Origin of the sequence: Variovorax sp. DAIF25, assembly GCF_050711835.1 — a bacterium.
Lineage (GTDB): Bacteria > Pseudomonadota > Gammaproteobacteria > Burkholderiales > Burkholderiaceae_C > Variovorax.
This window is the reverse complement of the sequence record NZ_CP136636.1, coordinates 4,316,071-4,327,780: the sequence shown is the minus strand read 5'-3', so window position 1 is coordinate 4,327,780 and position 11,710 is coordinate 4,316,071. Positions and strand designations below refer to the sequence as shown.

Genomic DNA, 11,710 nt, shown 5'->3' with positions numbered 1-11,710 from the left:
CGATATTCTCGGGCATGACTTCCGACCCCACGGTCCCCGCGAGCAACGCGCCGCTCGATCTCAAGCGCATCAGCGCCATCACCCTCGACCTCGACGACACCCTCTGGCCGATCTGGCCGACCATCGAACGCGCGGAGGCCGTGCTGCATGCCTGGCTGCTGCGCGAGGCGCCGAAGACGGCCGCCTTGCTGGTCACGCCGGGCGTGCTGCGCGAGCTGCGCGAAGCCACCGCCAAGGAACGCTCCGACCTCGCGCACGACCTCAGCGCGCTGCGCCGCGAATCGATACGCACCGCGCTGCGCCGTGCGGGCGAGGACCCGGCGCTGGCCGATCCGGCCTTCGATGCCTTCTTCGCCGAACGCCAGCGCGTGACGCTCTACGACGATGCGCTGCCCGCGCTCAAGTGGCTCAGCGAACGCTATCCGCTGGTGGCGGTGTCGAACGGCAATGCCGACATCCACAAGACCGGCGTGGCGCGCTGGTTCCGCACCGCCTTCAATGCACGCGCCTTCGGCAGCGGCAAGCCGCATGCGCCGATCTTCCGCGCCGCCGCGGCCTCGGTCGGCCTGCTGCCCAAGGACGTGCTGCACGTGGGCGACGATGCCGAGCTCGACGTGGTGGGCGCGCTCAACGCCGGCATGCAGGCGGCCTGGCTGGTGCGCGACGAGCGGCCCTGGGTGCATGGCGCACGGCCGCAGCTGATCGTGCCGAACCTGCACGCGCTGTGCGTGGCGCTCGGCGCCTGATCCTCAGGCGAAGACCGGACGGAAGAAGCTGCGCTCGTAACTGAGGAAGCAGCGCGTTTCCTCGGCATAGCGGAAGGCGGCCTGGCAGTCGGCGTCCTGCATCGAGTCGGCGCGGTACTGCTCGTAGGCCGCGAGGCTGGGAAAGCTGAACATCGCGAGCGCCACGTTGCTGACGCCCTCCGAGGGCAGGAAGTAGCCGTGGTGCTTGCCGCCGAACTTCTCGACCAGCGGGATCCAGAGCTTGCCGTAGTGCTCGAACTCCTCGAGCTTGTAGGGGTCGACGATGTAGCGCAGGTAGCAGGTGACCATGGTGCGTGACGGGGGAGGGTGGGCCATGAGGGCAATTTCCGCCGCGGCTGCGGCGAACGGGTGGCCCGACTATAGTTTTGCTTCCCCGGCCTGCGGCGCGAGCGCGCCGCGCGAAAGCTCCCCATGCATCTGTCCAACTGGCTCCTCTTCTGCGGCGTGACCCTGCTCGTCGCCTTCACGCCCGGCCCCGCGGTGCTGCTGGCGGTGTCGAACTCGATGTCCGTGGGTCCGCGCCGCGCGATGATCAGCTCGCTGGGCAATGCGACCGGGCTCTTCATGGTGTCGGCCGCCGCGATGGCCGGGCTGGGCGTGGTGCTCTCGACCTCGGCCCATGCCTTCATGGTGCTGAAGCTGGCGGGCGCGGCCTACCTGATCTACCTCGGCATCAAGCAGTGGCGCAGCCAGGGCAGCGTTTTCGCCGACCTGCAGGGTGCCTCGGCGGCGGGCTCGCCGCGTTCGAGCTGGCGCCTGTTCGGCCATGGCCTGACGGTGGCGCTGACCAACCCGAAGAGCATCCTGTTCTTCTCGGCGCTGTTCCCGCAGTTCCTCACGCAGGACGCGCCGATCGCCACCCAGTTCGCGGTGCTGACCACCACCTTCGCGGCCGCCTCGGTGCTGTCGCATGCCTTCTACGTGCTGCTGGCGCGCCTGCTGCGCAAGCAGCTGTCGGACCCGCGCCGCACGCGGCTGTTCAACAAGGTCTCGGGCGGTGCGTTCGTGCTGCTGGGGCTGAGCCTGCTGCGGCTGCGCAACAAGACGGCCGCTTAATCGAGGCCGAAGCGCTCGCGCAGCGCGGCGCAGAAATCGGCCGTGCCGCTCAGCGAGAAGGCCAGGGTCTCGAAACGCGCATCGTCGCGCGTGTGCTGCAGGTCATAGTCCCACACCGCTCCTTCGTCGAGCGCGCCGCGCGCATAGGGAAAGGCGGCCTCGGCCCAGGCCAGCACCCGATCGATCTCGGCTTGCACCTCGCCCAGGCGCTCGGGCGCGACCGAGGCCATCGCATCGAAGCTGCCATGGCCGTCGGCGTCCTCGCTGTAGTCGAAGTCGAGGTAGCGCAGCTCGGTGCTCATGCGGCCGTCCTCGCAGCGGCCAGGCCGCTGAGCACCGCGCCCTCGAGCGTGGCGGGGTAGGGGCCCGCAACATAGTCGCCGCAGGCCAGCAAACCGGGCTCGATGGTGGCCGGTGGCCGCGCCAGCCCAGGCGTGCAGGCGAAGGTCGCCCGCTTCTCGACCACGGTCTGCACGACCTGCAGGCCGGCCTGGCCCAGTTGCGCGGCGGCCTGCGCGAGCGCCTGCGTCTCGAGCAGCTCGCGCGGCGTCTCGTTGGCGCTCACGACCATCGCGAGCACGCCCGGCAGGCCGCAGAGCCGTTCCTTGTCGAACACGAACTGGGCCGGTGCCGTGGCGGGGTCGCTGCGCAGCGCGAGCATCGGTTCGGCCAGCGGCGTGGCACCGCGCAGGTAGATCGTGGCGATGGCCTCGAAGCGCAGCGCCTCGGTGCATGCGCACCAGGCCTCGGCCGGCAGGCCGCTGGCGCGCACGAGCCGGGCGGCATCCCAGGGCGCGCAGGCCAGCACCACGCGGTCGAAGACTTCGCCGTCGACGCGCCACGCTTTCGCCTCGGGCGCGATCGCGCGCACGCGCTGGCCGATGCGCAGGCTTGCAGCATGCGCGCGCAGCCAGGCGAGGGCCGCATCGGGCAGCAGCGCGCCGAGGTCGGCGCGCGGCAGCAGCAGGTCGGCACCGCCGCTGCCGCTGAACAGCGCGTCGTGGAGCACGCGCAGGAAGACCTGGCCGCTCGATTGCGCGACCGGCGTGTTGAGCGCCGAGACGCACAGCGGCTCGATCAGCTCCTGCATCACGCGCGGCGTGAGCCCCGCGCAGAGCTCGGCCACGGTGGTGGATGCGTCGCAGCGAAAGCCCTTCAAGCGCCAGCCGATCGCGGTGCGCAGCAGCGCGGACTTGTCGCGCCAGGTCCAGCCGCGCGCCCGGAAGATGCCCGCCAGCAGGTCGAGCGGTGCGGGCAGGCGCGGCAGCTGCAGGCCGCCGCCATCGGCGAAGCGCAGCGACAGCGGCAGGCGCAGCAGCACGCGCTCGGGATCGACGCCGACATCGCGCATCAGCTGCAGCGTGGCGGCGTAGGCGCCGATCAGGATGTGCTGGCCGTTGTCGAGCGCCATGCCGTGCATGTCGTCGACGCGGCGCGCGCGGCCGCCAGCGCTGGGCGCGGCCTCGAACACGGTGACCGCGTGGCCCTGGCGCACGGCCTCGACCGCGCAGGCCAGGCCGGCCCAGCCGGCCCCGACGACCGCCAGCCTCACAGCCGGCCCAGCGCCTGCACCTTCCAGGCCAGCCACAGCTTGCGCACGGGCGTGAGGCTCACGCGCTGGTTCAGCACCTGGAAGTCGTCGCGCTCGATCTCGCGCAGCAGGGTGCGGTAGATGCTGGCCATCATCAGGCCCGGCTTTTGCGCGCGGCGGTCGGCCGCGGGCAGCAGCGCCAGCGCCTCGTCGTAGGCGGCATGGGCGCGCTGGGCCTGGAACTTCATCAGCGCGACGAAGCGCTCGGAATGCACGCGGTTGAGGATCTCGTGCGCCTTGACCTCGTGCTTCTGCAGGTCGTTGACCGGCAGGTAGATGCGTCCGCGCAGGGCGTCCTCGCCCACGTCGCGAATGATGTTGGTGAGCTGCAGCGCGAGGCCGAGCTTGTGCGCGTAGGCGGTGGTCTGCGCCTCGGTCTGGCCGAAGATGCGCGCCGCCACCTCGCCCACCACGCCCGCCACCAGGTGGCAGTAGCGCGCGAGGCCGGGGAAGTCGAGGTAGCGGGTCTGCTCGAGGTCCATCTGGCAGCCCTCGATGACCTGGTCGAGTTGGCGCGCCTCGATGCCGTAGGCCGCCACGTGCGGCATCAGCGCCTGCATCACCGGATGGCGCGGCGTGCCCGCGAAGGCCTGGGCCACCTCGGTGCGCCACCAGGCGAGCTTGGTGGCGGCCACGCCGGGGTCGCTGACCTCGTCGACCACGTCGTCGACCTCGCGGCAGAAGGCGTAGAAGGCGGTGATGGCCGCGCGCCGCGGCTTGGGAAGGAACAGGAAGGCGTAATAGAAACTGCTGCCCGAGGCGGCGGCCTTGTCTTGCACGTATTGCTCGGGATTCATCGGGAGGGCGCTGCGTTCATGGGCCGTGATTGTCTCCGCATCCGCAGCGCCTTCCAGAGCAGCACGGGGGCATCGGCCTTGCCGATCGTGGGCCGCTGCGTGAAGCTGTCGAAGCCCAGGTCCTCGATCTTGTCGAGGATGCGCAGGCCGCCCTGCACGACCAGGCGCAGCTCCCAGCCGGCGCGCCCCGGCAGGCGGTGCACCAGCGGCGCGCCCTGCTGCATCAGCTCGCGGGCCCAGAACGACACCACCGAGATCAGGTTGATCGCCTCCTGCGGCGGCGGGTAGGCGGGCGAGAGCGGCGCGAACACCTTGAAGTGCTGGCGCGTGAAGCCGCGCCGGGCGCAGTCGGTCAGCGGGAAGTAGAAGCGCCCGCGCGGCAGGTCCACGCTCGGGTCCTGCCAGAAATTGATGAGTTGCAGCGCGCTGCAGATGGCGTCGCTCTGCGCGAGCGAGGGCGCGTCGTGCACGCCGTACAGGTGCAGCAGCAGCCGGCCCACGGGGTTGGCCGAGCGGCGGCAGTAGTCGAGCAGTTCCTCGCGGTCGGCGTAGTCGCTGCCGTCGCGGGTCTTCACGATGTCCTGCATGAAGGCGTCGAGCAGGTCGGCCAGCAGCGTCTCGGGCAGGCCGAAGGTTTCGATGCTGTGGGCGAGCGGGCCGAACACCCCGGCCCAGGGCCCGGCCGGGTCGACCCGGCCCTGGGCCGCATCGGCCAGCGCGGCACGGTAGGCGTGCAGCTCGGCCAGGCGCTGTGCGGGCGTGGCCTGGCCCTCGTCGGCGATATCGTCGGCCGTGCGCGCGAAGTGGTAGATGGCCGCGATCGGCGCGCGCAGCCGTGGCGGGCACAGCCACGAGGCCACGGGAAAATTCTCGTAGTGCGTCGGGGCGGCGGCGGCGAGGGGGGGAGGGGGCGTCTGGGACACGCTGCGATTGTCAACCAGCACGGCTATGCTCCCGGCGTCCCCACTCTCGATTCTTGCCCCATGAATGCACCGGCCAGGACCTCCACCGCGCAAGGCGACGCGGCGCACCCGGCCGGCAAGGGCCTGGTCGTGATCGCGGCGCTCGGCGTCGTGTTCGGCGACATCGGCACCTCGCCGCTGTACGCCTTCAAGGAAACGCTCAACCCGGAGCACGGCGTGCCGTTCTCGCCCGACGCGGTGCTCGGGCTGCTGTCGCTGATCTTCTGGGGCCTGCTGTTCGTGGTGACGCTCAAGTACGTGGTGTTCGTGCTGCGCGCCGACCACGACGGCGAGGGCGGCATCCTGGCGCTGCAGGCGCTGGCGCGCAATGCCGCCTCGCGCATCGGCGCCAGGCCCTGGCTCGGCCACCTGATCGGGCTGCTGGGCCTGGTGGGCGCGGCCATGTTCTACGGCGACAGCCTGATCACGCCGGCGATCTCGGTGCTGTCGGCGGTCGAGGGGCTGGAGGTGCGCGCGCCGATGCTCGAGCGCGCGGTGCTGCCGATCACGGTGGTGATCCTGATCGCGCTGTTCGCGGTGCAGAAGAAGGGCACCGGCGCGGTCGGCAAGGTGTTCGGGCCGGTGATGCTGCTGTGGTTCGTGGTGATCGGCGTGGCCGGGCTGCTGCAGGTGCTAGCCCAGCCGCAGGTGCTGGCGGCGCTCGATCCGCGGCGCGCCGTGCTGTTCCTGGTCGAGCACCGGCTGCAGTCGCTGGCGGTGCTGGGCGCGGTGTTCCTGGCCTTCACCGGCGGCGAGGCGCTGTACGCCGACATGGGCCACTTCGGCGCGCGGCCGATCCGGCTCGCCTGGCTCTTCATCGCGCTGCCGGGGCTGGTGCTCAACTACTTCGGCCAGGGCGCGCTGGTGCTGGCCAATCCGGCAGCCATCGACAACCCCTTCTTCCGGCTCTTTCCGGCCTGGGGCGTGCTGCCGATGGTGCTGCTGGCCGCGATGGCGACGGTGATCGCCTCGCAGGCGGTGATCTCGGGCGCCTTCTCGCTCACGGCGCATGCGATGCGCATGGGCTACCTGCCGCGCATGCGCGTGATCCAGACCTCGGGCACGGCCATCGGCCAGATCTACGTGCCGACCGTCAACTGGCTGCTGATGGTGGGCGTGCTGCTGCTGGTGCTGGGCTTCCGCAGCTCGAGCGCGCTGTCGGCCGCCTACGGCATCGCGGTGTCGATCACCATGGTCACGACCACCCTGCTGGCCGGCATCGTGGCCTGGGGGCTGTGGCGCTGGAACAAGCCGGCGGTGGCGCTGGGCGTGGCGGCCTTCGCGGCGGTCGACCTGACCTTCGTGGTCGCCAACAGCCTCAAGGTGGCCGAGGGCGGCTGGCTCACGCTGGCGGTGGCGGCGGGCGTGATGCTGCTGTTCACCACCTGGGCCAAGGGGCGGCGCCTGGGGCTGGAGGCGGCCGCGGCCGAGAGCCTGCCGCTGCGGCCCTTCTTCGACTCGCTGGCCCACCACATGCCGCACCGGGTGCAGGGCACGGCGGTGTTCCTCAACGTCAACGTCACGTCGGTGCCGCATGCGCTGCTGCACAACCTCAAGCACAACCAGGTGCTGCACGAGCAGGTGATCGTGCTGCGCGTGCTGCCCTGCGACACGCCGCGCGTCGACGCGCGCCTGCGCATCGAGGCCGAGTCGCTGATGACCGGCATCTGGGTCGTGACCGCGCGCCACGGCTTCATGGAGCGGCCCGACGTGCCCGAGTTCATCCGCATCCTGGCCTACCAGAAGACGCTGGCCATCGACTCGATGAAGACTTCGTATTTCGTCTCGCGCGCCTCGGTGGGTGAGGAGAACCTGCCGGGCCTCAACCCGATCCGGCGCGCGCTGTTCGGCTGGCTGCAGCGCAACGCCGGGCGCGCCTCGGACTACTTCGAACTGCCCGACAACCGGCTGGTGGAAATGGGCCAGCGGACCTGAGCACGGGGCGGGCGCCGGCGCTACTGACCGGCGGGTAATTGACAGCGGTTCACGTTTACCCTAGATTACTAACCGGTGGGTCATTAAAGACCCGGTTCGTTCCTTCCAGGGTGTCTCATGACCGCCTCCCAATCCATCTTCTCGCTCGACCGCGCGGCCGCCTGGCTGCTGGTTCCCGCCCTCGTGGCCCTGGCCGCCTGCTCGCCGTCCAAACCTGCGGAGGAACCGGTCCGCGCGGTCAAGCTGGTGACCGTGGGCACCAGCGAATTCGATGCCCAGCCCGAGTTCTCGGCCGAGGTGCGGGCGCGCGTCGAGTCGCGCCTGGGCTTCCGCGTGGCGGGCAAGATCACGCGCCGCCAGGCCGAGCTCGGCCAGCGCGTGCAGGCCGGCCAGGTGCTGGCCCAGCTCGATCCGCAGGACTACCGGCTGGCCGCCGAAGCGGCCCGCGCCCAGCAGGCCGCGGCGCTGACCAACCGTGACCTGGCCGCGGCCGACCTCAAGCGCTACCGCGAGCTGCGCGAGCAGAACTTCATCAGCGGCGCCGAGCTCGAGCGCCGCGAATCGACCTGGAAGGCGGCGCAGGCCCAGCTCGAGCAGGCGCAGGCCCAGCTCTCGTCGCAGGGCAACCAGGCCAACTACACGACGCTGGTGGCCGACGTGGCCGGCGTCATCACCGCCATCGAGGCCGAGCCGGGCCAGGTGGTGCAGGCCGGCACGCCGGTGGTGCGGATCGCGCAGGACGGCGCGCGCGACGTGGTGTTCGCGGTGCCCGAGGACCGCGCGGGCCTGGTCAAGCCCGGCTCGGCGGTCGCGGTGCGCGGCTGGTCGGGCGGCGAGGAACTGCAGGGCCAGGTGCGCGAGGTGGCGGCCAGTGCCGACGCCGTGACGCGCACCTTCACCGTGAAGGTGGCGATCGATGCCGCCAGCGCGCCCGCGCTCGGCGCCACGGTCTATGCGCGGCCGCAGGCGCTCGCGCGCAGCGGCCCGGCCGTCGTCAAGCTGCCGACCAGCGCGCTGCGCCAGGAAGGCAAGGGCACGGCCGTGTGGGTGCTCGACAAGTCGACCATGACCGTGCGCTCGCAGCCGGTGCAGGTGGCGACCGCCGACGGCAACGAGGCCGTGATCGGCGCCGGCGTCACGCCCGGCATGCAGGTGGTGGTGGCGGGGGTGCACGTGCTGTCGCCGGGCCAGAAGGTCACGATCTACCAGCCGCGTGAAGTGGCGGCGGGCGGTGCGGACGCGGGCAGTGCCACGCAGGGCGTCGCGCCCGTGGCCGCCAACAAGAAGGAGATCGCAGCGGGTGCCGGCAAATGAGCGGCGCTGACAAGGCGAACCACGGCGCCGAGCCGGACGCCCGCGCGGGCGGCTTCAATCTCTCGAAATGGGCGCTCGACCACGCGCCGCTCACGCGCTACCTGATGCTGGTGCTGATGGTGCTGGGCGCCTTCGCCTACTTCCAGCTCGGGCAGGACGAGGATCCGCCCTTCACCTTCCGCGCGATGGTGGTGCGCACCTACTGGCCCGGCGCCACCGCGCAGCAGGTGGCCGAGCAGGTCACCGACAAGCTCGAGCGCACGCTGCAGGAGGCGCCGTACGCCGACAAGATCCGCAGCTACTCCAAGCCCGGCGAGTCGCAGATCATCTTCCAGATCAAGGACTCCTCGAAGGCGAGCGAGGTCGCCAACGTCTGGTACACGGTGCGCAAGAAGATCGGCGACATGCGCGGCACCCTGCCCGCGGGCGTGCAGGGGCCGTTCTTCAACGACGACTTCGGCGACGTCTACGGCGTGATCTACGCGCTCGAGAGCGAGGGCTTCAGCTATGCCGAGCTCAAGACCCTGGCCGACGACGTGCGCCAGCAGCTGCTGCGCGTGAAGGACGTGGCCAAGGTCGACCAGTTCGGTGTGCAGGACGAGAAGGTCTTCATCGAGATCTCGCAGAAGCGCCTGGCGCAGTTGGGCCTCGACTTCAACGCCGTGCTGCAGCAGCTCGGCTCGCAGAACGCGGTCGAGAGCGCCGGCACGATCCAGTCGCCGCTCGACGTGGTGCAGGTGCGCGTGGGCGGCCAGTTCACCAACGTCGACCAACTGCGCGAGATGCCGATCCGCGGCAGCTCGGGCAACCAGCTCAAGCTCGGCGACATCGCCGAGATCCGCCGCGGCTACATCGATCCGCCCTCGGTCAAGGTGCACCACCAGGGCAAGGAAGTGATCGCGCTCGGCGTGTCGATGACCAAGGGCGGCGACATCATCGCGCTGGGCAAGGCGCTGCGCGCGGCCACCGCGAGCATCGACAAGCAGCTGCCGCTGGGCGTGAAGCTCGCGCAGGTGCAGGACCAGCCGGTCGCCGTGGCGAGCTCGGTCAACGAGTTCGTGCGCGTGCTGATCGAGGCCGTGGCCATCGTGCTCGCGGTCAGCATCATCTCGCTGGGCCTGCACAAGGGCGGGCGCTTCGGCTGGTACATCGACATGCGCCCGGGCCTGGTGGTGGCGATCACCATCCCGCTGGTGCTGGCCGTGACCTTCCTGGCGATGAACTACTTCGGCATCGGGCTGCACAAGATCTCGCTGGGCTCGCTGATCATCGCGCTGGGCCTGCTGGTGGACGACGCGATCATCGCGGTCGAGATGATGGTGCGGAAGATGGAGGAGGGCTACGACAAGGTCCGCGCCGCCACCTTCGCCTACGACGTGACGGCCAAGCCCATGCTCACCGGCACGCTGATCACCGCCGCGGGCTTCCTGCCGATCGGCATCGCCAAGTCGGTGACCGGCGAATACACCTTCGCGATCTTCGCGGTGACGGTGATCGCGCTGGTGCTGTCGTGGATCGTCTCGGTGTACTTCGTGCCGTACCTGGGCACCTTGCTGCTCAAGGTCAAGCCGCACGACCCCGATGCACCGCCGCACGAGCTGTTCGACACGCCGTTCTACAACGCCTTCCGCCGCGCGGTGAACTGGTGCGTGCAGCACCGCTGGCTGACCATCGGCGCCACCGTGCTGATCTTCGCGCTCGGCATCGTCGGCATGGGCAAGGTGCAGCAGCAGTTCTTCCCCGACTCGAGCCGGCCCGAGATCCTGGTCGACATCTGGTTCCCCGAGGGCACCTCGTTCCAGGCCAACGAGGAGGTGGCGAAGCGGGTCGAGCAGCGCATCCTCAAGGAAGCGGGCGTGAAGACCGTCAGCACCTGGATCGGCTCGGGCGTGCCGCGCTTCTACCTGCCGCTGGACCAGGTGTTCCCGCAGTCCAACGTCTCGCAGCTGATCGTGCTGGCGAGCGACCTCAAGGTGCGCGAGACGCTGCGGCTGTCGCTGCCCGGCCTGCTGGCGCAGGAATTCCCCGAAGTGCGCGGCCGCGTGAAGCTGCTGCCCAACGGGCCGCCGGTGCCGTACCCGGTGCAGTTCCGCGTGATCGGCACCGACCCGACGCAGCTGCGCGCGCACGCCGACGAGGTCAAGGCCGTGCTGCGCGAGAACGCCAACATGCGCGGCGTGAACGACAACTGGAACGAGTCGGTGAAGGTGATCCGCCTCGAGGTCGACCAGGCCAAGGCGCGCGCGCTCGGCGTGACCAGCCAGGCCATCGCGCAGGCCTCGCGCACCATGTTCAGCGGCACCACCGTGGGCCAGTACCGCGAGAACGACCTGCTGATCGACATCGTGCTGCGCCAGTCGGCCGACGAGCGCGAAGCCATCTCGGACATCGGCAACGCCTACCTGCCGACGGCCTCGGGCCGCTCGATCCCGCTGACGCAGATCGCCCGGCCGGTGTTCACCTGGGAGCCGGGCGTGATGTGGCGCGAGAACCGCGACTACGCGATCACCGTGCAGGGCGACGTGACCGAGGGCCTGCAGGGCGCGACCGTGACCGACCAGCTGCTGCCGAAGCTGCGCGAGCTCGAGGCCGGCTGGCACGCGGCCGGGCAGGGCGCCTATCGCATCGAGGTGGCGGGTGCGGTGGAGGAGAGCAGCAAGGGCTCGGCCTCCATCGTGGCCGGCGTGCCGATCATGCTGTTCCTGGTGTTCACGCTGCTGATGCTGCAGCTGCACAGCTTCAGCCGCTCGCTGCTGGTGTTCATCACCGGCCCCATGGGCATCGCCGGCGTGGCCGGTGCGCTGCTGGTGCTGAACCGGCCCTTCGGCTTCGTCGCGCTGCTCGGCGTGATCGCGCTGATGGGGATGATCCAGCGCAACGCCGTGATCCTGATCGACCAGATCGAGCACGACCGCGCGGCCGGCGTGCCGGCCTGGGACGCCATCGTCGAGTCGGCCGTGCGCCGCCTGCGCCCGATCGTGCTGACCGCCGCGGCCGCCGTGCTGGCGATGATCCCGCTCTCGCGCAGCGTGTTCTGGGGCCCGATGGCGGTCGCCATCATGGGCGGGTTGATCGTGGCGACGGTGCTGACCTTGCTGGCGCTGCCGGCGATGTATGCCGCGGCGTTCCGGGTCAAGCGCGAGGAGGCGCAGCCCGCGGCACCGAGCGGGCCGGAGGCGGCCCCCATTCATGTTTAAAATCCGAAGCTGACCGATTTCAAGCGGATGGTCTTTGGCACCAGGGATGACCGAGGTGCCGGAAGGCCGTCCGCTTTTGCATTCACCTGAA

10 protein-coding genes are annotated in these 11,710 nt (G+C 70.4%); 5 read left to right on the top strand and 5 right to left on the bottom strand.

Annotated features, from left to right (window positions below; translation table 11 throughout):
• Positions 1-14: 14 nt before the first annotated feature.
• Entirely contained in the window at positions 15-746 is a 732-nt protein-coding gene (locus R0232_RS20070; RefSeq protein ID WP_093344241.1) for an HAD family hydrolase, read from the top strand.
• A gap of 3 nt (positions 747-749) precedes the next feature.
• Here the strand turns inward: R0232_RS20070 and R0232_RS20065 are convergent, their stop codons facing one another.
• The gene (locus R0232_RS20065) at positions 750-1,055 is read right to left on the bottom strand and encodes an NIPSNAP family protein (protein ID WP_209545126.1); all 306 of its coding nucleotides are present in this window, start codon (positions 1,053-1,055) and stop codon (positions 750-752) included.
• A gap of 123 nt (positions 1,056-1,178) precedes the next feature.
• Between R0232_RS20065 and R0232_RS20060 the strand changes: the two genes are divergently transcribed.
• Positions 1,179-1,823 carry a LysE family translocator gene (locus R0232_RS20060; protein WP_093344238.1) on the top strand — a complete coding sequence of 215 codons (645 nt, stop codon included), beginning with the start codon at positions 1,179-1,181 and terminating at the stop codon, positions 1,821-1,823.
• Here R0232_RS20060 and R0232_RS20055 read toward each other — a convergent pair.
• From R0232_RS20055 to hpnC, 4 genes are read right to left on the bottom strand one after another with little or no spacing between them, the layout of a single operon-like run.
• Positions 1,820-2,125, bottom strand: coding sequence for a hypothetical protein (locus R0232_RS20055; protein WP_431509178.1), 306 nt, complete (start codon positions 2,123-2,125; stop codon positions 1,820-1,822). The genes R0232_RS20060 and R0232_RS20055 overlap by 4 nt on opposite strands.
• On the bottom strand, positions 2,122-3,375 hold the full coding sequence (gene hpnE / locus R0232_RS20050; protein WP_431509177.1) for a hydroxysqualene dehydroxylase HpnE: 1,254 nt from the start codon (positions 3,373-3,375) through the stop codon (positions 2,122-2,124). Before hpnE ends, R0232_RS20055 begins: the two co-directional genes overlap by 4 nt.
• Positions 3,372-4,211: a presqualene diphosphate synthase HpnD gene (gene hpnD / locus R0232_RS20045; protein WP_093344234.1), complete on the bottom strand. Its 840-nt coding sequence runs from the start codon at positions 4,209-4,211 to the stop codon at positions 3,372-3,374. Before hpnD ends, hpnE begins: the two co-directional genes overlap by 4 nt.
• On the bottom strand, positions 4,208-5,134 hold the full coding sequence (gene hpnC, locus R0232_RS20040) for a squalene synthase HpnC (protein ID WP_431509176.1): 927 nt from the start codon (positions 5,132-5,134) through the stop codon (positions 4,208-4,210). Before hpnC ends, hpnD begins: the two co-directional genes overlap by 4 nt.
• Before the next feature lie 60 nt (positions 5,135-5,194).
• Between hpnC and R0232_RS20035 the strand changes: the two genes are divergently transcribed.
• The 3 genes from R0232_RS20035 (at position 5,195) to R0232_RS20025 (ending at position 11,619) form a co-directional block, all read left to right on the top strand.
• Complete coding sequence (locus R0232_RS20035; protein WP_431509175.1) at positions 5,195-7,108, top strand: potassium transporter Kup; 1,914 nt, start codon at positions 5,195-5,197, stop codon at positions 7,106-7,108.
• A 117-nt stretch (positions 7,109-7,225) separates the two neighbouring features.
• Positions 7,226-8,422 (top strand): efflux RND transporter periplasmic adaptor subunit, encoded by a 1,197-nt coding sequence (locus R0232_RS20030; protein WP_093344231.1) that lies wholly within the window; start codon positions 7,226-7,228, stop codon positions 8,420-8,422.
• Positions 8,419-11,619 carry an efflux RND transporter permease subunit gene (locus R0232_RS20025; RefSeq protein WP_208508956.1) on the top strand — a complete coding sequence of 1,067 codons (3,201 nt, stop codon included), beginning with the start codon at positions 8,419-8,421 and terminating at the stop codon, positions 11,617-11,619. The genes R0232_RS20030 and R0232_RS20025 overlap by 4 nt, the downstream gene beginning before the upstream one ends.
• Positions 11,620-11,710: the final 91 nt, after the last annotated feature.